General features: G+C 58.4%; 16 protein-coding genes, 1 tRNA gene and 2 pseudogenes. 9 read left to right on the plus strand and 10 right to left on the minus strand.

Annotation, left to right across the window (positions count from 1 at the left end):
- Positions 1-117 precede the first annotated feature (117 nt).
- Positions 118-1,448 (plus strand): annotated as a pseudogene (locus CP49_RS07950) (IS1182 family transposase).
- A 386-nt stretch (positions 1,449-1,834) separates the two neighbouring features.
- Here CP49_RS07950 and CP49_RS44400 read toward each other — a convergent pair.
- The 5 genes and pseudogenes from CP49_RS44400 to nifT all read right to left on the minus strand — a co-directional run bounded on the left by CP49_RS44400 (position 1,835) and on the right by nifT (position 4,318).
- Positions 1,835-2,098, minus strand: a complete 264-nt coding sequence (locus tag CP49_RS44400) for a DDE-type integrase/transposase/recombinase (RefSeq protein WP_082645905.1) — start codon at positions 2,096-2,098, stop codon at positions 1,835-1,837.
- A gap of 285 nt (positions 2,099-2,383) precedes the next feature.
- Entirely contained in the window at positions 2,384-2,968 is a 585-nt protein-coding gene (locus tag CP49_RS07955) for a hypothetical protein (protein ID WP_057849737.1), read from the minus strand.
- A 773-nt stretch (positions 2,969-3,741) separates the two neighbouring features.
- The gene (locus tag CP49_RS07960) at positions 3,742-3,969 is read right to left on the minus strand and encodes a hypothetical protein (RefSeq protein WP_057849738.1); all 228 of its coding nucleotides are present in this window, start codon (positions 3,967-3,969) and stop codon (positions 3,742-3,744) included.
- On the minus strand, positions 3,966-4,100 hold the full coding sequence (locus tag CP49_RS48575; RefSeq protein WP_276326488.1) for a hypothetical protein: 135 nt from the start codon (positions 4,098-4,100) through the stop codon (positions 3,966-3,968). The genes CP49_RS07960 and CP49_RS48575 overlap by 4 nt, the downstream gene beginning before the upstream one ends.
- Positions 4,097-4,318, minus strand: a pseudogene (nifT, locus tag CP49_RS42370) (putative nitrogen fixation protein NifT). Before nifT ends, CP49_RS48575 begins: the two are co-directional and overlap by 4 nt.
- A 386-nt stretch (positions 4,319-4,704) precedes the next feature.
- Between nifT and CP49_RS44405 the strand changes: the two are divergent.
- The gene (locus CP49_RS44405) at positions 4,705-5,154 is read left to right on the plus strand and encodes a hypothetical protein (RefSeq protein ID WP_156438155.1); all 450 of its coding nucleotides are present in this window, start codon (positions 4,705-4,707) and stop codon (positions 5,152-5,154) included.
- 501 nt (positions 5,155-5,655) lie between these two features.
- On the opposite strand, the gene CP49_RS44410 is transcribed toward CP49_RS44405, so the two are convergent.
- Both CP49_RS44410 and CP49_RS07970 read right to left on the minus strand, forming a co-directional pair.
- Positions 5,656-5,729 (minus strand) — tRNA-Pro (locus CP49_RS44410).
- 435 nt (positions 5,730-6,164) lie between these two features.
- A complete protein-coding gene (locus tag CP49_RS07970) occupies positions 6,165-7,859 on the minus strand; it encodes an outer membrane beta-barrel protein (protein WP_057849739.1) in 1,695 nt (564 codons plus the stop codon).
- Between the two features lie 1,202 nt (positions 7,860-9,061).
- On the opposite strand from CP49_RS07970, the gene CP49_RS07975 reads away from it, so the two are divergent.
- Complete coding sequence (locus CP49_RS07975; RefSeq protein ID WP_057901101.1) at positions 9,062-10,045, plus strand: alpha/beta fold hydrolase; 984 nt, start codon at positions 9,062-9,064, stop codon at positions 10,043-10,045.
- Positions 10,042-11,928 carry an MFS transporter gene (locus tag CP49_RS07985; RefSeq protein WP_245310587.1) on the plus strand — a complete coding sequence of 629 codons (1,887 nt, stop codon included), beginning with the start codon at positions 10,042-10,044 and terminating at the stop codon, positions 11,926-11,928. Before CP49_RS07975 ends, CP49_RS07985 begins: the two co-directional genes overlap by 4 nt.
- 153 nt (positions 11,929-12,081) lie before the next feature.
- Here the strand turns inward: CP49_RS07985 and CP49_RS07990 are convergent, their stop codons facing one another.
- Entirely contained in the window at positions 12,082-12,960 is an 879-nt protein-coding gene (locus CP49_RS07990; RefSeq protein ID WP_057849743.1) for a LysR substrate-binding domain-containing protein, read from the minus strand.
- A gap of 446 nt (positions 12,961-13,406) precedes the next feature.
- Here CP49_RS07990 and CP49_RS07995 point away from each other — a divergent pair, with 446 nt between their 5' ends.
- The 3 genes from CP49_RS07995 (at position 13,407) to CP49_RS08005 (ending at position 15,541) form a co-directional block, all read left to right on the plus strand.
- A complete protein-coding gene (locus CP49_RS07995) occupies positions 13,407-14,135 on the plus strand; it encodes an autoinducer binding domain-containing protein (RefSeq protein WP_057849744.1) in 729 nt (242 codons plus the stop codon).
- A 191-nt stretch (positions 14,136-14,326) separates the two neighbouring features.
- Positions 14,327-14,965, plus strand: coding sequence for an acyl-homoserine-lactone synthase (locus tag CP49_RS08000; protein ID WP_057849745.1), 639 nt, complete (start codon positions 14,327-14,329; stop codon positions 14,963-14,965).
- A 69-nt stretch (positions 14,966-15,034) separates the two neighbouring features.
- Positions 15,035-15,541, plus strand: a complete 507-nt coding sequence (locus CP49_RS08005; protein WP_057901290.1) for a cysteine hydrolase family protein — start codon at positions 15,035-15,037, stop codon at positions 15,539-15,541.
- Positions 15,542-16,115: 574 nt separating this feature from the next.
- On the opposite strand, the gene CP49_RS08010 is transcribed toward CP49_RS08005, so the two are convergent.
- On the minus strand, positions 16,116-16,580 hold the full coding sequence (locus CP49_RS08010; RefSeq protein ID WP_245310589.1) for a hypothetical protein: 465 nt from the start codon (positions 16,578-16,580) through the stop codon (positions 16,116-16,118).
- Positions 16,581-17,937: 1,357 nt separating this feature from the next.
- Between CP49_RS08010 and glmS the strand changes: the two genes are divergently transcribed.
- Positions 17,938-19,764: a glutamine--fructose-6-phosphate transaminase (isomerizing) gene (gene glmS, locus CP49_RS08015; RefSeq protein WP_057849774.1), complete on the plus strand. Its 1,827-nt coding sequence runs from the start codon at positions 17,938-17,940 to the stop codon at positions 19,762-19,764.
- Positions 19,765-20,549: 785 nt separating this feature from the next.
- Entirely contained in the window at positions 20,550-20,747 is a 198-nt protein-coding gene (locus CP49_RS08020) for a hypothetical protein (RefSeq protein WP_057849747.1), read from the plus strand.
- 1,540 nt (positions 20,748-22,287) lie between these two features.
- On the opposite strand, the gene CP49_RS47005 is transcribed toward CP49_RS08020, so the two are convergent.
- Positions 22,288-23,007, minus strand: coding sequence for an MFS transporter (locus CP49_RS47005; protein ID WP_245310590.1), 720 nt, complete (start codon positions 23,005-23,007; stop codon positions 22,288-22,290).
- Between the last annotated feature and the right edge of the window lie 62 nt (positions 23,008-23,069).

A 23,069-nucleotide genomic window follows, 5' to 3' on the forward strand; every position in this document is an offset into this window, starting at 1 on the left:
GTCCTTGTTGCACCCGGCAGACGAAGCGCCTTCTTTTGTGACACAGTAAGACTAGGAGCCTGTCCGAGTAATCGGATTTTTCTCGACGAAGAACAAGCGTCGTGATTCAAACGGTGGATGAGCAAGACATTTCGTCCTTGGGACGTTGATCAGGTTTGGCTGCTGCCGCCATCGATCCAGGATTTGGTGCCTTCCGGGCACACGGCCCACTTTGTGCGCGACACGGTTCGCACCGGCTTGGACCTGTCGCGGATCATGGATGTCTACGACGAGGAGCGCGGCTTTCCGCCCTATCATCCTGGCATGATGGTAGCGCTGCTGCTTTATGCGTACAGCCAGGGGATCTACTCGTCGCGCAAGATCGCACGGGGCTGCGAGGAGCGGCTGGATTTTGCGGCTGTAACGGGGATGCAGCGTCCGGACTTCCGCACGATCAGCGAGTTCCGCAAGCGGCATTTGGCTGCGCTCTCTGGATTGTTTCGGCAGGTTCTTGCGCTGTGTCGCGCGGCGGGGCTCGTGAAGCTTGGCCACGTGGCGCTCGACGGCACCAAGATCAAGGCCAATGCCGGGATCAACAAGGCGATGAGCTATGGCCGGATGAAAGAGGCCGAGCCGAGGCTTGCGGCGGAGGTCGAGGGCTGGCTGGCCCAGGCCGCCCAAGCCGACAAGGCTGAGGATCGTCAGCTCGGAGCCTCGAAGCGTGGCGACGAAATGCCCGAGTGGATGGCCAACAAAGAGAAGCGGCTGGAGAAGATCCGGACCGCCAAGGCTGCGCTGGAAGCTGAAGCCAAAGCCAAAGCGGCCTCGAAGCCGGGCGACGACCGCTCCGGCGACGGCGGCAAGGGCCGGCCGGGACGCAAGTCCAAGCCCGTCACGGCAGAGCCGAGCGACAAGGCGCAGCGCAACTTCACCGATCCCGACAGCCGCGTGATGCCGACCAAAAACGGCTTCATCCAGGGCTACAACGCACAGGCCGCCGTCGATGGCGCCCATCAGATCATCGTGGCGCACACGCTGACCAACTCGCCAAGCGATCAGGCGCAGCTTGCGCCATTGCTCGATGCCATCAAAGCCAATCTCGGGAAGAACCCGGATGAAGCGTCGGCCGATGCAGGCTATTGCTCGCAAGCCAATCTTCGCACGCTCATTCGACGCCGGATCGAGGGCTACCTCGCCACCGGACGGCAAAAGCACGGCACCAAGGCGGCCACGACAAAAAGAAAGCTCAAATCCGGCACGCTCGTCGCCAGAATGAGCACAAAGCTCAAGCGCGCAGGCTATCGAAGCCGATATGATTGCGAAAACAGATCGTCGAGCCCGTCTTCGGTCAGATCAAGCAGGCAAGAGGCTTCCGCCAGTTCCTCCTGCGCAGCATCGACAAGGTCAAAGCCGAATGGGCCATGATCTGCATCGCCCACAACCTCGCAAAACTCGCCGCCGCACGCTGAGGAGAACCTGTCTCCCCAAAAAAAGCTTCAGAACCCGCTTCGCTTAATCCTAAGTCCATTATAGGGACAGGCTCCTAGCATAGGGATCCGGCGCCGATTGGGACGGCATGCCCGCAAGCGTTTCCGTAAAGCTGTCGCTATCCACCGACTGGTTCGGTTCGTCAGCTTGGCTAGCGCGTGTGGATGAGCCACTAATTCGATTATACATGGCGATTCGCGTTTTCCTTCGGCGAAGTCTCTTCGCAAGCGCGTCGGGCTGCATGATACTCAGACAAGCTGATGACAAGCTGACGGGCGCAGGTGTTACCCGGCTTAGAGAGCATGAGGAAGGGCATCGTCACGTTAACGGGCATCCGACGGATCTTGGGCGGGGAAGAGCATAGTTTTCAGGCAGCGAGCGCGACCGAGGTGATGTCCGCCCATGTCTCGAAGGCGACCCCATGGGCTTCGCGATAGGTGCTAGCAGTCAAGCGATGGGGCCTTAGGTGAAACAGGTTTGCGATGGGATCGTGGATAGAAAGAAAGCGCTGCGCCTGTCGTGCCGATTTGAAGCGCTTCATCTGCCGCTCTCTTCGGCGAGCGGGCTGGTGGGAATTCTCTGCTCGATTGTTTAATCCTCTATGCTGCCGATGCTTGATGCTTAGCCCCATCTCCCTGCGAGTAGCGCCATATGGCAGGAGCGCGATCGCGAGCGCTACCGCAGCATCGCTATTGGCCGGTACTGCATTCAGGAAATCCGCCGGACCGCCATCAGCTTGCGCAGCCACTCAACTGCCACAGCGTTCATGCTCGCCAGCTGCCAGCGGGTTCGACAAAATGCGCACCCGCTGGCGATGCGGACAGTCCAGTGGGAACGGTGAATTGTCTACGTAGTAGAAGCCGGCTGGGCCGGAGGGTTCCCGCCCAGCCAAGTTGGCTCAGCCACCGCATAGATTTCAGGTCTGGCGCGTAAGCCTAACGAACCCTCCTTCTTTTAGCTCGGCGTTATAAAGCTTGCTGTCGAGCGAAATGGTTGTTGGGTGGTCTGCGGTAGGCATGAGCCCATGTTCGCGCAGCTTTTCAATAAGCGCCAGCGGGGCCCATTGCTCCGGTGGGGGGGCACGACGACCACGCCGGGTCTCAACGAAGAACGCTCCGAAATCTGGCGCCCCGGTCGACCCGAGTCGCGGCATTTGAGCTTCCGGTGGGTTATGAATGAGGCGTACGCTCTGAGACGGATCCAATGCGGCCGTGTAGAGGTGACCCCGGATCTCGTAGCTCATCGTCGGCTGCTCCGAGTCGGGCAGGAGACCGTGGTGGGTCAGTTTCTCGATCATTCGGAGCGGGGCGACTTGGGAGCCGTGCGAAAACTTTTCGGGAACGGCCCATGAGACATCATATACCGTCTTGTCTGGCTCGGCAGACGAGGACGGCCCGGCTTCATTGATCACTCGACTAAATAGGTCATGATCTTCTTGAGTCCACTCGTAGGCACTTGGGGACCCTGGAGACCCAGCACCGTCGATTCGGTTGAAATCCATACAGCTCTCCTATTGGTTTGAGAACGTGGGCTCAAATCCGCCAGAGCTTTCCCTGGGCTTGTCACCAGTTGACCCATCGGCGGCATCCGTCGTCAAGAGACCACGTTCTCATGTTAGGGAGCTTAGCTGTCAGGAAGCTGACGAGTTTCGGGCCACAGCTGTACCCGCGCCCGCGTTCCCAACTCGAATGCGATGCCTCGAAGGCCTCCCTCGTTGAAGGGCTCTTTCCTTTATCGCTCCCTTGTAACTCGACACCGCGCCTGTTACGGTCGGGCTGCGTTGAATAAAGATTTCGTTTTGGCGGGCCATCCCGTTTCTGCATATTGACGCGGAGGAATTCTAAAGCTCCTCGGCGGATTTCCTGTCTATCTTCTGGACTCCGGGAATGAGATCCTGTGCCATTAGCCCAGCAATAGAGCAGCTCGATTGTTTTCGGCGATCTTGCCAAGACGGGTGTTTCTCGCCGACCTTCATTGGCGTTATTGTCTCACCACGTCTCTTCTTCCTTTGTGTGGCAGGTCGTGCGCCACATCTTCGCTTCGAACCCGGCTACCCCGATCATCTCGAGTGTTACCCCTCTGATGTTCGCGCCATTGTTCGTCTAGTTTCTTCCGAGCCTGCTGCTGCTTGAGCGCGTTCTCGGCAGCTTCGGGGAATTGCTCTGCTCGCCGGTTGGCAGAGATGGTTCGGGACAGGCCGAGCCCACGCCCGCTTCAGGCCAATGGCGCGGATGGTGGCCCGGACTGATGCATAGACGATTAGATGGAATTGCCCTAATCATCATTCCAGACGGTCGCATTTAACAGAAACAGCGCCGCGAGATAATGATAAAGTGCCGTCAGCTCGACCGGTGGGGCAAAAGCCTGCGCCATCAGTGCCGTCAAGGCTGAGCGATGTTTGTTGGTCTCGATGTACTGCGCCGATGCGCAGACATTGCCCTTGGTCCGGCGGGGCAGCGCGACGTTTCCGGCGAAGAAGGTAGCCAAGGCCTCCGGCGTCATCGGCACATCGCTTTGGACAACTCGGTGAGGCAAGGGCCGAGATAGGGAATAATGCTGCGGGCACGCTGCCTGAGGCCGAGGCCAATGAGGATCATCTCCGAGTCGCTCGCATTGAGCGGGGTCGTCTTCATCGGTCATCCCCGTCCTCACCACGTTCCTGGCATTTACGTGATCGGCAACGGCGGGTCACTCGCCATCTCAGGCAGATCGAGCACCCAACCATTGGCTATTCATATCCACCCGCCCCACAGAGTGTCGTGCTCCGATCCAACGACCGACTCTTCGAGGTCCTTCTTCGGCACGTAAATCGACAGGCCTGCCTCGGGCGAGCGGCAATCATGACTTTCATAAGATCAACTCTGGTTGGAAGGACATTGCCCGCAGGACTGCGAGCGTCCAGCGCGCAAGCGCGCCACGATGCCGGAGAGCGCGCGCAAGAGCTGATCGATCTCTCCGATCGTGGTTTCACGCGAAAGCGGAAGTCGGACTGCGCCCCGCAGGCTCGTCGCCGGCACATTCATCGCGCAGCACATGCGATGCTTCCATTGAGCCGGAGCTGCAAGCTGACCCTTCTCGTCGCGTAAACACTTCCTCTCAGAACAGATCGCCCGCGCGAAACGCCTCGGCCCAAGGGAGTTCGAACCCATGGTTGCACGGTTACCGGAATTAACAGTCTCTTAGCAAATCGTGCCGGACTGTCTCGAGGCTGGTGAAACGCCGAGGAGCGGGTTGCTCATGCTCAGGGATGGAACTTATGCCGCCTGGTTTAAGACCCCGCTAGGCCAGGGCACCGGCATCGCGCATGTCGCGGAGGATAGAATCAGGGGCCGCGACAGCATCATGATCTACAGTGGCACCTGCGAGGTTGACGGGGACCGGTTCACGGCGGTCGTAACGATCAAACGGCATACCGAAGGGCATGCAACCGTCTTTGGCACCGATGACCTCACGCTGAAGCTTGAGGGAGCCTGCCCCGGCAATGGCGAGAAATTCTACGCGACCGGTGCCCTGTTTGCCGATTACGTCCCAATTGCTGCGACTGACAGCTACGGAAAGGCGCATATCGCCATAGCACCTCGGGATGCGGATGGATTGACCATCATTGATAACTGGTCGAGCTTCGGCCAGAGAACGACGGCGAGCGGCAGCGTGCTGGTTCGGACCACCGCGCCACGCTTGGAATAGCGGACAAGCCATGAAGGTCGCAGAAATTAGAGGAACTGAAGAAGTTTCCCGGCATTTGCGGGTCGTGAAGGGCTGCGGGGCCGGGCGGGTATGTCCGACCAACTGGGCGTCGATCCCATAAGGCGGGGTCGATTGGAATCGAACCGACGAAGTAACCGCTTTCCGTCGGCGTCATCCTCACGATGCCGAAAAGGTCGCCCTATTGCAGGACCGGGCAACTATTGAACCGGAACGGTAGGCGCTCTAACGCTGAGCTATCGGGATTTCTGCCAAGTTTGGAATTGAACTAACGACCTCTCGCTCCCAAAGCGTGTAACAGGTTTCTTCAGCACCGATCCCGCAATTGGGCCGTAGTCGCCTGGCAAGTGTCCAGTTCGGACGACGCGGCGCCAGCCGCATCAATGGTATGGTGGCTGAAGTATCCAAACCAGTCAGTGCAGGCGATTGAATCACACCGCTGATCGCTTCGACAATGACGCTCGAACTTGTCAACGCACGTTTTGGTCAAGGCGGTCGGATTCGAACCCACGATATCCGGTACCTAACCGGCGGGATAGCCGCTACCCAGCGCCCTGAAAACTGGCCATCCCGGCAGGACCCGAGCCTGCATACCTTCGCGTTCGTAAAGCGCTACTGATCCGGTTGAGCTACGAGAACATGTTGGTACTGCCAGCCGGACTCGAACCGGCGTCGACCGGCTGATCCCCTATGCTAAGTGATACAGTCGCTGACCAATCCCCGGCGGACAGTCCCTTTTTAATGGTTAGGAGTTGCTGGCGGTGGCGGAGGGACCCCCCAGACGTCCATTTCCGCAGTTACAAACGCTTCAAGCCTGGCGGGCGCTGACATGGAAGATCGAACGGTTAGATCGATGCAAGCTTTCGGGCTTGAACGGCCCAAAAGTTTGCAGCTTTATTCCCCGTCCTTCGCCTGGCTCTAGCCACGGGATCCCGTGCTGTCGTCATTTTGTAGTCTCGGCTTCCGAAGCTTAGAGCGACAAGCGAGCAGTTTCAGTCAAACTTGTAGGAGGCCTGGAAGAACGTGCCCCATCGCTCCATGCGATAGTTCGCAGGAAAGCGCCCCTCGGTGACAGGAAAGCTGCCCGCCTCGTTGGCTTCGGTGGCGAGTAGCTTACGCTGGTTTGGAGTCCACATGGCCCAATAACGGCCACCGACGCCAACGCTGAAGTTCTTAGTGATGAAGTAGGATAGGACTGCTTCGACCTGCACACCACTGCCACCGCTCCCGCGTTGATCGTCGAAGGTCGTGAAATTACGCAGCAGATGGTTGTCCCGCCCTTGGAAATCCGTCCACGGCAGATAAGCAACATCGGCACTGACGCGCCAACGATCGAGCAACATGGTCTCAGCGCTGAGGCCGATGCGCAGCGCATTCCAATCAGTGTCTTGGCTGCCGACAACCCTTCTATCGCCTGGCACAAGGCATGGAGCAAAGTCGGGGGAGGCGGTCTGCACGCATCCTATTGTGTCAGACTTCTGGCCGTAGTAGCTCCAGCCCATAAACCCACCGACCTTGTAGGTGCTGCCGCGCAGGAAATCGTATCCGGCATCGGCGGTGTAGTACGTGAACCTTCCGTTGGCCTGACCCGATATTGTGTTGCGATAAGCGAGCGGGTCCACGCCCCAATCTTCATCATTCATATTTCCGTTGTTGAAGCGCCCGAACCCGATATTGCCCTTCAGGAAGATCCCCCAGGGGCTGTCCAGCCGTTCGAACAACTCACCGGAAATCCCATCCAGCCTATGATAGGTGAGCCTTGATACGAGATCACTACTCCCGAAGTCCCATTGAAACCTTCCTCGGCTTAACCAGAGCCGTGTGCCGCTTTCTAGCGACCACCCATCAGCGAGGGCAATCGGCGACGCGCTGACAGTCGGCTTTGTCGCGTATAGCGGCGCATCGGACCATCCCGGCGTCCGTGGGTCGGCGTCAAAATGGTAGTTCAGACCAAGCTTTCCGATGTGATAGCTGCTGGACAGGCTAGTGATGTTGGCTGGGACCGTCGCCAACGGAAGCTGCATGGTCGGAGGGGTTGCTACACTTGGTCCGCCGAACCTCAGATAGTCGTACTCAAGTTTGACGGACCATGCAGGCGTGAGCGCTTGCTCGACGCCCACGCCGATTGTGCCACCGACACCACCATAGTCGAAATGAGTGGCATTCTGTGGCGCCAAGCCAAAGAATTCGTTGTTATTGGCGACATCGCCGCGATTATGCTGCCAAGCCACGCCCCCCTTGAGATAAACTAGCGTATGGCCCTGCGGCCCAAACCCATACCCCAGGCGACCCGTCCCGGTGACAAAGACCCTTGGACTCGCGTTGCAGTTTGCGCTCACGACAAAGCCGGAGACGGCAAGACAGGTGTTTGTACCGTCCGCGACAACCCCACTGGCATCCAATTCGAGGCCGAAAACCCAACGCTCCCTCTGCCAGTTGTAGCCGATCTGACCTCCGGCCAGGAACACAGGGGTCTCGACAACGTCCCCATAGAGTGACGGACCATAGGGATCACTGAACGATGTCCGGCCATAGCCCCCGCCGACGTGCCCGCCGATATATCCTCCGGTCCAGCTCCAGAGGGCCGGTGGGGCCTTTACTGCCGGCTTAAGATCGGCCGAATTGACGGCACCGCTTGCAACGAGCGCAGCTGTTGTGACACCGCAAAAAAGAAGTTCAGATCGCATTTCACCTCACGAACACATGACGCGCGCCAACTTGCAACGAAGGCCGAATGCCCGACGTTGTTGGCGCCGCTTCCACGACGCTTGTGGTGTGCAGGATCTAGGCCAGCGGACGCGATGTGCATTCCCTGCGGTTTTTCGATCGCGATGTTGTCTTCTCAACAAGACCGGTGGATTTTGAAACAAGCCGCGCGTCTGAGGTCGGACACAAGGGGCATGCTGCACGCCTGGCATTTCTGGCGGATTGAATAGTTGAACGCTCCTGCGAAGAGTTCGTCTCTTGCTCCAGCCTCCTCGCAACTGTGCAATAAACAACTGTGTTGAGCTGTTAGCTGTAGCACCTGTGACTTCGGGAGAGTGGTTCAATGGGCCGAAATCTGCTAGCCTGCTGATGGGCTGATGGCCCAGCAGATGACGATGGTCCAGCTTCTTGTACGGCCGGCAATGTCGCGCACCTCGGGAGGCAAGAAGCTCGGAAGCCCGCGGCGTTCATTCGGATATACAAGCAGCGGATGTACTTTTTTTAATCGTGCTAGAATGTGTAGTCCGAGTCGGCCCGGACAGCTCATGTAAGGCGATGTGGGACTCCCATATTTGACTGACATCGATCACGGTCGCCCACACTGACACAGGTCGATGTCGTTCTCGGCGCTATGGTCGAAGGCGATCAGTCTGGTCGTGAGTGAAGTGATGTCTTCAGGCCGCGCGCTAATATGGTCCGGAATGGGGCGCACCGAGCCAGCCCTCGCTCCGCGAGCCGACGCGAGCGATTCCGCGCTGTTCATCAGCGAGAGCAAAACATGTCGGGTCGGGGATCTCAGGGCGAAAGGCCAACCCCACCCTGGAGACAGCCCCTAAGAATCTCGCCCATTCCTCCCCGCATAACAGGACGCGATCGCAAGAATCAACTGCCCTCGTGATGCGGGAATCGTGCTTGGGTCGGCGGCACGGCTAAGGCGCCAAGCGCGACGCGTCTAAGCCCCCTTTCGGCGGGCTTATTCAACAGACACACGCACTCATTCTCGAGGAACAGCGTGAAGCTCGCCTATCGCTCAAATAGTTGAACGCCTTGGCCACATCGTGCTCTCAGGAAAGCTTAGGAGTTGCTCCCGCATATAAACTTGAAGGGCCTGGCCCAAGCGCGTCAGACAAGAGATGTGTGTCGAAATCCGATCCGCCGGTAATCGACACCTCCATTCTTATCCATGCTCATCCACAACGCGCCACTCGATGCGCGGCAACGTCTTGCCGGCGCTCCAAGAAAAGGGGTGGCGATGCCTTATATCGATTCAGGTGGAATAAGGCTGTATTTCGAGGAATATGGGCGGGGCTATCCAATCATTTTCGTTCATGAATTCGAATCCGACCTGCACAGCTGGGAAGCGCAGATCCGTTTTTTCTCGCGTGGCTATAGGTGCATCGCCTACAACGCGCGTGGATATCCACCGAGCGACGTTCCTGATGATCCCGCCATATACGGCTGGGAGGTCGCCGTGGAAGACATCGGCATCGTCATGCGCGACCTCTCGATCGGGCGCGCCCACATGGTTGGATCTAGCATGGGCGCCTATGCTGCTCTGCTGTTTGGGTTGCGGTACCGCGAAATGAGCAGCGCGATCGTCGCAGCCGGAGCAGGGGCGGGATCTCCGGCCTCGGATCGTGAAAGGTGGTTGAAGAACACGTCTGTTCTCGCGCGCGCATTGGCGGCGCGAGGTATGGATGCCATGGCAGAGAAAATGGCACGCCACTCCACGCGAATTCAACTGAAACACAAGGATCCGAAGGGCTGGCAGGAGTTCGTAGATCGGCTCAAGCAGCATTCGGCGCAGGGGATGGCCAATACTTTGCTTCAGTGCCAAGCTGTGCGACCGGCTTTGTACAACTTCCGCGACGAATTTTCACGGATGATGGTCCCGGTACTGCTCGCGGTGGGTGACGAGGACATGCCATGTTTAGAAACCGGCCTAATGCTCAAATCCACAATTCCCGCCGCCGGCATTTGGGTGTGCCCCAATACGGGCCATGCCATCAATCTCGAAGAACCTGCGGCCTTCAACGCGCAAATTGAAGCCTTCTTCAGCGCCGTCGAGCGAGGAAGCTGGGGTCATATCGACCGGCGGAAACAGTCCCTCTCGGGACATGAGAAGTCAGCGGCCGCTCGATTGCATTTCGACGGAGCGCTTCCATGAAGCCATGGATCGGTGTCTACCTTTCAGAGCCTGTCGCCGCGCGGCTCGAAGTCGCAGCGCAACGTCCCGGGGCCACCAAATCGGCGGTCATTGAGGCTGCCCTCGCTCATTTCTTCAAGCCAGATCATGACGCCATCGAAGAGACCTCGGTTGATCGCCGGCTGAACGCCATCAATCGGAACCTCGAACGGCTTCATCAAGAGTTGCGGATTGTGAGTGAGGCTGTTGCACTTCAGGCTCGATTTCTTCTCGCCGTCACGCCCCCGCTCGCAGCTGCCGACCAAGCTGCCGCCTGTACCCTGGGACTCGCGCGCTTCGACGAATTTGCTGCTCAGGTGACAAGGCGAGTCGATCTAGGAACGTCGCTCATAAAGGAAACAATCGAGCGGGTGAATTCGACTGATCCGGCGCATCTTGCAACACAACCGGTGAGGCAAGAAGGGTCGACCCGCTCCACACACCAGGAACCAAACGGCGTTGCGGCGACTGTCGCCGGCAACAAACCACAATCTCCGCCTGTTGCTCGAGGGGCAGCCTTCGAGCGCGAACCCGATACAACAGCAGAGCAAACAATGCCTGGCGCGATATTGCGGCCACTTCTGGCGCCACGGCATGCTAGGGGGCCGCAGCGGTCACGAGCCTTCTCCACAGATTGGCATTTAGTTTTGCGCGTCTTCTTACCCTTCGTCGCAGCTTACTACCTTTCTTTTCTCTTTCGCACCATCAACGCGACCATAGCTGCACCACTGACCAATGAGTTTGGTCTGGGTGCCGATGACCTCGGTCTCCTGACGTCCATCTACTTCCTGACCTTCGCGGCCGCCCAGATTCCTATCGGGGTGTTAGTGGACCGATACGGTCCAGGGAAAATCCAGAGTGTCGTGCTGATGGCCGCAGCCGCCGGGGCAGCGCTATTTGCCGTAGCCGACAACTTTTGGCTTCTTCTTCTCGGCCGGGCGTTAATCGGCCTTGGCGCTTCTGCAGCATTGACGGCCGGATTGAAAGCCGTCGTTCTCTGGTTTCCTGCCGAGCAGGTGCCACTGCTCAATGGCCTGATGATTATGCTAGGGTCCTTTGGCGCTGTGACGGCAACATTGCCGGCCGAATACCTGCTCGCGTCGATCGGCTGGCGGGGATTGTTTGAGCTCCTGGCCATTGCATCGGTTGGATGCGCCCTTGCAATTTTCGTTCTCGTGCCAAAGGGCAGGTGGTCATTGGCAAAGGGCACTAGCCTTGGACTACGAATAATTTATACAGATCCTCGCTTCTGGCGTTTGGCTCCGCTCTCTGCGACCTGCATTGGTACGGCCTGGGCGTTACAGGGGTTGTGGGCTGCCCAGTGGTTCTCCGATGTCGAGGGCCTGGACCGATCCGAATTGCTTCGCAATCTCTTTGTCATGGCAATCGCCTCGAGTGCGGGCGCCCTGGTTCTAGGCGTTGCGGCTCAAAAGCTTCGTCGATACGGGATAGGTCCACGACCGCTCTTGGGCTTGGTCGCAGTTCCGTTCTTCGTAGCCCAATTGGCAGTGATCCTGCGAGTACCTTTGCCATCATCTGTTCCGTGGATGATCGTCGCTGCCGGCGGAGCGGCGACCGTCCTTAGCTACGCGATTCTGGCCGACTTTTTCCCAAAAGAGCTTGCTGGACGTGCCACCGCGGCGCTCAACGTCTTTCACATCGGTTGCGCGTTTCTTGTCCAGTATCTGGTGGGCTTCGTGATTCAGTACTGGACGCCTCAGCAGGGCCACTACCCGGAAGTTGCTTACCAGACAGCCTTTGCAATCAACCTTGCAGTTCAGCTCGGAGCATGGTTCTGGTTTATTATCCGCGTGCCTCTATCGGCGGGACGAGGCAGTGGTGCGGGGAGCAAGGGATCGCTCTAGCTGCTCTAGAAGATGTGGACGAAAGCGGCACCACCGAGATCCAGGTCCATGTGGGAGCTCTTCAACCTGACGTGCCCGGCTTTGCCGCGAAGTGTTTAATTGCGGGGGGCGACAGGCAGAGCCACTCAACCCAGTCGACGTCTTCACGTGGAGTTAGTCTTCTTGAGTCAGCCATGTGATAAACTGTTCAACACTTCTTGCTTTGCGCGCTGAGGGGTTGAATAGGCCGTAGAACCCAGAGCCTATGATGCGTGATTGAGGAAAAAGAATTCCAAGGCGCCGTTCTGCAATGTCCAGCGAAACGAGAGCCTCCGGCACAAGAGCAATACCATAGCCGTTGATTGCTGCCTCTATGCAGAGAAAGAAATGGTCAAAGACTTGGCCACGTGGCGTCTGACTGATATCTATACCAGCCTTGCGGAACCAGTCTGGCCAAGCCGAGATACGGCTTTTCATGTGCAGTAGCGGGCACCGCGTCAAATCCTTAGCATGGCGTACTTTCAATTCCGACAGCAGCACTGGCGAGACGACCGCCACGGCTTCGTCATCGAGAAGATGACGGCAAGCTAGTCCGGCCTTTTTCATAGGATAGCGGCGGATGACAAGATCACTTTGCTCGACGCTCGACTCGAACTCATCGGTGTTAGAGGTTTCAAGTCGAATTTCGATACGCGGATTCAGTCGCTGAAAGGCCGCGATATGGGGGATGAGCCATCGCATCGCAAACGACGGCGTCGCGTTGATGCGGATGCAGTGTGCGGAGCCGGAGCTGGCAAAGTCCTCCGAAGCAACGGCCAACAGATCGAGGCTCTTGCGTACATCATGAGCGTAAGAACGTGCTGCAGGCGTCAATTCAATGCGGTTGCCAGCCTTCCGCACCAATTTGCGGGAGAAATATCCTTCCAGCAGGCGCAACTGTTGGCTGACAGCGCTGTGGCTGACATTCAGTTCAGCGGCAGCTTGCGTGACGCTTTCATGGCGTGACACCGCCTCAAAGGCACGAAGAGCGGTGAAAGGTGGAATTTTGCGCATGCCTAGATGTTAGATTCTCTAACATGGATCTCAAGAAATGATACTTTCAAGATGACGGAAACCCTGTTAATTCGGGCGATTGAAAGTCTTCAAGGGAAACGACAAACAAGGTTGATTGTAAGAGATTCTCTAGCTCTTGTAAGGCTGCGTTGCAGGTTTTCACTTTGAAAAAGGATAAGATGGCAATTTAGTCTCTTGGCGGGGCTCACCGTTCGCACGGCTTTTCCGAGTTTGCCGAAATCCTGTCCGAATGGGTTGCATAGAATGATGCCGCTACATCGACGGGCAGGGTGTTCATGTGCGCCTCCAGCTCGGCCATCAGGTCTCGAGCGCGTGGCTGTTCTGGCGGGAGCTCGCGCGACCTGGTAGGCCGAGCAGCTTCTTCGCCAAAGGCGAGGGTGAGTCATTAGGAAGCACGTCGATTATGTTCAAATGGTAGAGCCGGAATGAGCCCGGTCGAAAGCATCTTCCAGGAATTTATTGATGCCATCCAAACCGCAACCAACGCGGATGAATTCGAGCGCGTCGCAACGCGGCTAACACAGAGGCTTGGCTTCCAGCGATTTGCCTATCTGCGCCTGACTGGCGAGACGCCGATGTTGATCTCGTCCTATCCCAAATCCTGGACCAGCCGGTACTTCCAACTTGGATATCAGCAGCTCGATCCTGTGGTGCGCCGCGCGCGTGCCGAGCACGCGCTGTTCAGCTGGGGAGGCGAGGCATCAGCCCTGGCCGGAAATCGCGAGCAGCGCCGGTTCTTCGATGAAGCGACGACCTTCGGGATTAGATCAGGCATCACTGTGCCAATCAGGAGTGGATTTGGACGGATGGCTGCATTTACGCTGGCGACGGGCGACCGCGATCTTCACCCCGAGCTGCTCGTGGCCGACGGGAAGGATCTGGTACACCTCGTCGGGTTGCACTTTCATTGTTATGTCGCCGCCAGACTTGACGTACTCTCTGCCAGTAAACTCGCCGTAAGTGAACTCACTCAGCGCGAGCGCCAATGCCTTGCCTGGACCGCGCGCGGAAAAGCTGTCGTCGATATCGCGGTGCTGGTCCAGATTGCACCACGAACTGTCGTGTTTCATCTTGAGAACGCGCGCCGCAAACTAGGTGCAGCATCTATTGCCCAATGCGTCGCCGAGGCGCTGCGGCGCGGTTTGTTGTCCTAATCATCCACACCCTCCCATTTCGCGAGATGCACAAGAGACCTGGCGCTCGTCGCGCCGGGCATGTTGTATTGTGTTCTGTCCAAAAAGGTCTAGCGTAATCAAACTGAATAAGTGTTACCTGTAAAATTTGACAGGCGATTAGCAACTCTCTTTCTGGTTTTGAGGCCTCCCGATAATTTCAGGAGGTCGCTATGCATGCCATCGCACTTCACACCTCTCAATTTGGTCGTCATCTGGAGTTGCTCGCGGCGATGTATCGGCTGCGGCGCCGTGTCTTCAAGGACCGGCTCGACTGGTCAGTGTCGGTCTCGGGTGAATTCGAGCTCGATGTGTATGACACTCTCGGGCCGACTTATCTCATTCTCATGGCAGACGCCGGAGAGCCGGTTGGTTCGGTTCGTCTGCTTCCGACGACCGGACCAACCATGTTGGCCGACACCTTTCCTGTTCTGCTCGGCGGGTCGCCAGCGCCGCATGACGAAAGAATTCTCGAAAGCTCACGCTTTTGCGTTGACACCAGTCTTGTCGCGGAGCAGGCGCCCAATAGTCTCAACCGCGCAACGTTTATCCTCTTCGCCGCCATGATGGAGGCAGTACGCGGCGCGCGCGCAGACAGCATCGTGACAGTCACTGATACACGTATGGAGCGCATTCTTCGGCGAGCGGGCTGGCCATTGAGGCGGATCGCTGCACCGCGGCAGGTCGGATCGACCATGGCGGTCGCCGGCTTTCTCGACATGTCCGAACAAACGCTTCACAGGATGTACGAACAAGCCGACGTCAACGGCCCCGTGCTTGTGTCATCGGATCTTGTTAACGCGGCCGCCTGATGCCCCGTGAGCAGCATCCAGCCAAGGTCATTTGACACGTAGATGCTTGCAGACCCACGACATAGTCGGGTGGTTTTGATCAATATGACGCGCGGCGAGACGCCGGCTTCGGCCGGTCTTGCCCCGCGGCACGTCAGTTTCTCGTTGCTGCAGACGGGCTTGGAGATGTTCGCCGTCGCGTCAACCCTCATCGGCGAATGCCAGCCGTTCGGGATTAAGGGTCAGCAACTCGTGCACTCGATGACGCAGCTGGACGTTGACGCTCTTTCCATTTGGCACGATCGGCGGTTTACGGACAATCTGGCTTCACGCGAGACCGGTATCATTTTCTTTGGAGGAGGTTGGCTCGAAGAAGATATCTTCATTGCCGCTCTGCAGGCCGCCGAGCGTGGATATGACGTACGCCTCCTCTCGGACCTGATCGCGACGCGTGTCGATGCGGATCGTTCACTTGCTCTGGATCGGATGGCGCTTCATGGCATCTTGGCGACCACGGTGCGCCAGATGCTGCTGGAATGGGCGGTATGTCTGCATGATCCGCTTTTGACGCAAAAAGTTCAGCAGCTTCTATCGTGATCTGGGTTGTTGCCATCGGCAAGTCCGCCCACGAAAGATCGTCCGAACGACCCGGGTCTCTTTGATCGCCTGTTCGTCTACAGTCAGCAGATCCCGGCCGATCAGCCCCATATCGGTCCGCTATCAGCACGAGCCACGGGTGTAGGCATAGAGCATGGTCGACTGCGGCATGCGCTAGAGGCCAACGGTCGCTGATCCGAGGTCTGGCGGAATTTTAGGTCTAGAAAATTCAGCGACGTGGAAGGCTGAAACAGCACAACGATCAATCCATTGACGCCCGAAGCGACCGCGGTCATTTGCGTTCGTTGTTCCGCTGCGCGGCAGCCCCTCATGTACGAGCCGAAGGAGCAGGCTGGGCGCCTCGGCGCCGGAATCACTCCGCAGCCGGTGCGACGTCGTTGAGGTCAACTTGGCCGACCGTTCCGTCCATCTCGCTCTGCGGTCGTGAGCGGCTTGGCAACATTTCTCAGGATCGTGGCGCGGCAGTTGGCTAGCATCTCTTTCGTGTACTTCTCGCCGAAGTAATCCAGAACGAAGGTGCCGCCATAGTCCGACTCATCGGCGACACCACTGGTTAGGCCGTCGAGGATTGTGCCGACTTCGCGGATGCGATCGGAGTACCGGGCGCGGATAACGTAACCGCGTTCATCGAGTGAACTGCCTCGTCGGCAGTCACTTCTCTTAGCCAACGAACGAATCTATCGTTCCCAAGTCCGGCATAAAAACCCTTCGCAGCATAGGCGTGGCAGGTGCACATTTCATCCAAGGCGATCACAACCATCACAGAGAATTCGTCTTTCAGGTATTCATTGATTGCACTAAAATTGTGTGATCGAGCAGCGTCCAATCTCTCCCAAAGATCCTTTTCGGATCCATCAGCGACGAGCTCCATAATCTGGATAAAGCCCTCGGCGTGACGCTCCTCGTCCGCGGCCCAGGCATCAAAGAACGCCGCAGCCTCCTCGGTAGAGATCAAGTTGCGGACGGGCAACTCCTTTTTCAGATGCCTCGCGTCATATTCAGTATACAATTCTGGCACAACTTGTTCCAACGTGCGCGCAGAACTATGGCTCGGCGGTGAACATCACCGGCGTCAGAGCATTGAACAATTCTTTGGGACACCAATGCCGTCGAACCGGCGTGATCATCCGACTACTCCGAATCACGAACGGTACGAGCGGTCTGGCGGACGCATTTTCTTCCCGAACGCTCGCAAAACATATTTGCTACACACAGATGCTGTCGCCTCCTTGTTTTGGTGGGATCCAATTCCAGTCCGCACGCCTCATTGATCTCGGTGAACTCGATCACCAAGACGAATCCGAGTGTACTGACGAGGGCAGCGTCGCGTGGCGTTTTTTCGCAAACCGCTCACGTCAATTGCTCGGCGGGCGCTCCGGGCAGGTATTTTCGATTAAATCAATGCAACGGCACTTCGCGGTGGTGTTGACCGTGCGGGCCTCATTACGCCCGGCTCGCCGCGCAGCATCGAAGTGCCGGTCCCTCCTGAGCAGCTACCCGGCCTGGAAATGCCAAACCAATCATCAAAACCTCTGTGTCGAGGTACTAGGACAGCTCAGGAACAACCTGGCGTCCAACTCCGGAACAGATCCCGCGGCCTAGGCGGCACGGCAAAGTGCGCGAGGCTGTTCATGACAAACTTTTCAATGGGATCGCGCAAGCTGGCCGCGCAAGGTGGACCGCTGACATCAGTACTAACGGAGGAGCGGCGGATTACAAACCTTCGTATAGCCCTCCAAACCATTTCAATATTGAAGGCTTACCTACGTACAATTGAGCCATCAATCGCAATAGTTTTATTCTCGTCGAGAATCGGGCCGGAGCGTCCTGAATGGCTCTCGGCGCAACGAAGTAAGACGAGGTGACCGACGATTATGAAGTTCTATCGCAGGACGCCATACGGTCCGTCGATCTGCATCGAGTGTCGTCGATCCCTAGGGTCACGCTACCAGCGAGATATCTCCACCCAGCAGTCCTATTGCGACTACGATTGCTATCTTCGCTACCGGACGAAGAGTCTGTTTGCGCCATGGCTCGCTGTCGCACGGGACCATGGACGCGCGCCTGAGTATTTGGCTCACCTCGAAACCCTCAGCTCGTTTGCTGCGCTGGCTACCGCTTCCTACTGGTATTCGATCGTGGTCGCCAAAGCCGCGCTGGGGTTGGGCGAACCGATGATGGTTGAAATTCTAAGACCTAGCTCACGCGTGTGCACGCGGCGAGACTAATTGCTCTGACAGAGAATTCCAGACTTGAACCGCCAACGATGTCGCCATCCGCAATGAGTATTGAGTACGTTCAGACGAGTGAATTTGGTTAAGAAGTTTCTGCGGGTTTGAAGATGATTTCCTTGAAGCTGGAGGGCATTGATCGACATGTGCGGGATTATCGGCATCTTGGGGCGTGGTCCGGTCGCGGGGCAGCTGGTCGAGTCACTCAAGCGACTGGAATATCGCGGCTACGATTCCGCAGGCGTCGCGACGCTTGAAGGCGACCATCTCGAACGCCGGCGTGCCGAGGGCAAGCTGAAAAATCTCGAGGCGCGGCTACGCGGTGATCTGCTGTCGGGTCATACCGGTATAGGTCATACGCGCTGGGCCACCCATGGCAAGCCGACTGAGCGTAATGCCCATCCGCATGTGACGGACAATGTCGCCGTCGTCCATAACGGGATCATCGAGAATTTCCGCGAGCTGCGCGCTGAGCTAGAGCAGAATGGCGCTAACTTCGCCTCCGAGACCGATACCGAGGTGGTGGCGCATCTCGTCGAATCCTATCTAAAGCATGGCTACTCGCCGCAGGACGCAGTGAAAGCGTTGCTGCCGCGGCTGCGCGGCGCGTTCGCGCTGGCATTCCTGTTCAAAGGTCATAACGATCTCATGATCGGCGCGCGCAGGGGTTCGCCGCTCGCGATCGGGCATGGCGACGGCGAAATGTATTTAGGATCGGATGCTATCGCGCTCGCGCCCTTCACCGATACAATCACCTATCTTGAAGACGGCGACTGGGCCGTGCTTACTCGCACGATCTGCGTCATCTATGATTCGAAAGGCGCCGTCGCCCACCGGAAAACGCTGAAGTCCGGCGCGTCATCGCTCCTGGTAGACAAGGCGAATTATCGCCACTTCATGGCCAAGGAAATCCACGAACAGCCGGAAGTGGTCGGGCAGACGCTGGCGCGTTATGTCGATATGGCCGCCAAGCGCATCGCGCTGCCGTTCGAACTGCCATTCGACTTCAATGACATTAAGCGCATCTCGATCACGGCTTGCGGTACCGCAAGCTATGCCGGTCACGTCGCCAAGTATTGGTTCGAGCGGCTGGCCCGTATGCCGGTCGAGATCGATGTCGCCTCCGAACTCCGCTACCGCGAAGCGCCCTTGCGCAAGGGGGATCTCGCGATCGTCATCTCGCAGTCCGGCGAGACCGCCGACACGCTGGCCGCGTTGCGCTACGCTAAGGCGCAGGGGCTGCACACGGTTTCCGTGGTCAACGTACCGACGTCGACGATTGCGCGCGAGAGCGAAACCGTGCTGCCGACACTGGCGGGCCCGGAAATCGGCGTCGCCTCGACCAAAACTTTCACCTGTCAGCTGATGGTGATGGCCGCCCTTGCGGTCGCCGCAGGCAAAGGGCGCGGAGAATTGTCCGACCTCGATGAATTGAAGCTTGTGGGCGAGCTGATCGAAGTTCCGCGGCTGATCGCTGCGGCGTTCGCGATCGAACCGCAGATCGAGAAGCTCGCGCGCGACATCGCCAAATCGAGAGCTGTGCTCTATCTCGGCCGCGGCACGTCGTTCCCTTTGGCGCTGGAGGGCGCGCTGAAGCTGAAGGAAGTCTCCTATATCCACGCCGAAGGCTATGCCGCCGGCGAGCTCAAACACGGCCCGATTGCGCTGATCGACGAGAGCATGCCTGTGGTGGTGATCGCTCCTTACGACCGGGTTTTCGAAAAAACCGTCTCAAACATGCAGGAAGTCGCCGCTCGTGGTGGCAACATCATCCTGATGACCGATGCGACAGGGGCTTCGGAAGCGACGGTGGATTCGCTCGTGACCATTGTGCTGCCAGACATGGCTGCGACCTTTACACCCATGGTCTATGCCATTCCGGTGCAGCTTTTGGCCTACTATACCGCTGTCGTGATGGGAGCGGACGTCGATCAGCCACGCAATCTCGCGAAATCGGTGACCGTAGAATAGGCGGGCAGGGCCAAAGTCGCGGTGGTCGTGAGCATCCAGCCAATAGGCCTTCGTGTTCGGTTATGTCCGTTCTGTGGAAGCCAAAACCGAGCAGATCCTCAATTTCTCTCCTATCCATGTTGATGCCGATCGTCGTTGCTGCGTGCGTCCATATCGCCTTCCGGACATGAATGGTTAGCATCTCGAAATGCGAGAATGGCCTCAAAAGTACAACTGGGGTTCAGCTCCCGGACCGGGATTCACGGATGGCGCGATCTATAGGAACTTTGTCTGCCGTGCATCGGTAACTGAAAGTCCGGTTGAGTAGTCCGCTACCACCATGGCCGGGCGCTGCTGATCCGGCTGGTCAGCGCGGCGACTTCGGCCAGATCGCCGTCCAGGTCCCACCGCAAATTCGGCTTCGTGAGCTTTTACTCATGTTCGTCGCGGCAAGCTTCGTGACCTTGGCGCTTTCAGTGTGCGCCCGACCGTTCCATCGCTGGCTCCAAGCGCTTTCCCATCGTCCGCGGCCATGTTCGATATTCGCGGTGTGCATGATCGGTGTCCACCGTGTGCAATTCCCATTAAAAGTGCCGCGATCCCGCTGGAAGGTGTGGCATCCATTCGTTCTTATCTGTGCGAAGAGATCAGGGAATTCCCCGAAGTATCGAAAGTCGGAAGACCAATTTGCTCATAAACTACCGCTTCGCGACGATTCACACAGACTCATTCTGCCGCTGGCGCGATTTGAGCGACTCACGCTAGGCTATTATCCTCCAACAATCCCAATGCGAGGGAGAAACGAAATGGTTGCTGCCGCCCGCGAACTGCCCACGTCAGGCTACGCGCTTGAAGTGGATGGTCGATTGAAAGCCGAATTTATGACCAAAGTCGGAGCAAAGACAGGGGCAGAAGATCTGAAGAAGCGCTTTCCAATGCTTCAGGTCAGAATTTACGATGCGCAGACGATGACTCGAGAAGAGGTATCGCTTCCGCGAGCTTAGGTGCGCTCATCGAAAGGGTTTTTGATGCGCGTGCGGCAGGGACTGGCTCCGAGCCGCACAAGGTGTCGGCCCCTATCGCTTGGTCCCTGGCGGTCGTCCGCGAAGAGCTGTCCAAGCCATTGAGCGGGAGTCGATTTTTTGGAGCGGAGCTCACGGGTGGGTCTGCGCGTCATCATCGCGGCTTCTGCGAAATAGGGCACTGATCGCAGTCTCCGCGGCGGTCGGCCCGCTTGCACAGCTGGCGTCGGCCAGTTCGCCGATATAATCGCCGCCCGCGTGTACAACTTGACGCATCGCATTCGTGCCCTCTTCGGGATCGGCTTTCAGGAGCGGGTCTCAAACCAATCGGAGTTGCTGAGGTAAAGTCGAACGTTGGGCTAACTTCACTGATCAGTGCGAACTGCTAGAGTCCATTTGTCCGCACTGAGGATCTGCCGTCCTGCCCATCCTGGCGACGTGCAAATACGGCGAAGACGGGCGGGCTGCTTAAAGCGCAAGCGGCCGCACCGATCCCGCCTTATTGGGAACGAAAGCGCCGCCGAGACCGATCGTTACCGCTTCTAACTTGACGAAGTCGCCGAAGCTCTTCAGCTCTTTAGGGTCTTTGTTTTCCGCGGTGAGGGCGAGGCAAACATAGCCTGTTTCGTTGTCCCTCCTAATGATAGTTCTGTGTCCACAGGAATGGCGGCGGCATCGCACGCAATGGTGGCGCCTTTTCCTCAGACAAATCAGAGACTGTCGTGTTAAGCCGTAAGCGGTCCCAAATCACACGACCGTTAACGCGCTTGGGGCGTGGCATGCGGCCGTCGGAGACCATCTAGCCGAACTCGCTCGTGCCCACGTTGATGTAGCGGCCCGCTCTCGTCGCGGGACGTGCGGCCGCGGTGGGTAGATGATCGGGGCTTAGACTGATCGTCTATGAGATGATCCAGAAGTCGATGGGCAGCTAGATTACTCTCCGGCATCTTTGTTGCCCTGGGAGCATCTGAATGCAGGCGAGGGCCAGAAGGCTATCGCGAAGTGGAAGCAACGTGAGACCGTCGCCCGCGGGTCGGGGCGCCAGGGTCAGGACCCGGGCACGTTGATCCGCCACACAGTCAGCCGGCCCGAATGAAGGCCAAGCTCGTCCAGTGTTTTGATCTGCATAAGCGGTCCTGCCCGCTGGTCAAAGACGCAAACTGTGCGTGTGGCGCAGCGGCGACCGCCAGATCCACAGCACCGACGCCGCGCCCAACACGCTACTGGCCAGCAACGTGGCACGCAGGCCCAATGCGGCACCCGCCGCGCCGCCGACCAGCGCGCCCAGTGGCGCCAGCCCCCACACCACGCTCCGGATGCTCGCGTCACCCGGCCCTGCAGCCGGTGCGGGGCCAGCGCATATCGAATAGGGACCTGCTGCACGTTGTAAATCCCTTGGCCAACCGACAGCAGGAACTGAGACAGTGCCACGCACACCACCGCGGCCCACCATGGCTGGGTGAGAAGCGCCGCCAAGCTCATGCCTCCAGCGCTGAGCGCCAGCGCTACCATCAGCACCGGCTCAAGCCCGATCGCGCGTCCCGCCCAAGGTGCGGTGACCGCGCCGACGACGCCACAGAGTGCACCGATGCCGAGCACCATGCCGACAGTCCCGCCCTCCAAACCCAGATCTTTCGTCAGGTGCAGCAGGAAGACCGCCGAATATGCGTTGTACCAAGATGAAGGTGCCAGTGGCCAACGTGACTGCCCGCAGAATCGGGGTGCCGAACACGGTGGTCAGCCCTTCGGCCATTTGGCCGAGTAGCTGGGTCGGCCCGGCTGCTGAGCGCGCGGCCGCGCGCATCGGCACGAGCGACAGCAACGCGGCGGCAAGCAGGAACGAGGCCGAGTCGGCCAGGATCGCAGTCGGCGCGGAGAACGCGCTCACCAGCCAGCCGGCCAGGAACGGACCCGCTGCCAACGCGCTCGCCTGGCTGAGCTCCAACAAACTCTGCGCCTGGACCAGCTGAGTCCGGTCCACCACCGTGGGTACGCACGCCAGATAGGCCACCTCGGCGTTCACCGCCGCCACCCCGACCAGCGCCGTCGCCGTACACAGCTGGACCATTCCGAGATGTCCGAGGCCGGCCAGCAGCGGAATCGTGGCCAGCGTTGCCGCCATCACGAAGTTGGCGATCAACAGGATCCACCGGTGCAGGAGGCGGTCCACGATGACGCCGGCGAACGGGCCCGCCAACAGGTACGGCGCCCGACCCCAAGCCAGCAGCGGCCCGGTCTGCACGGGTCCCGCGCCAGCAGAGTGATCGCGGTAAGCGGCAGCGCCAGCATGGTCACCTGGGAGCC

This window comes from Bradyrhizobium valentinum (genome assembly GCF_001440405.1).
Taxonomy (GTDB): domain Bacteria; phylum Pseudomonadota; class Alphaproteobacteria; order Rhizobiales; family Xanthobacteraceae; genus Bradyrhizobium; species Bradyrhizobium valentinum.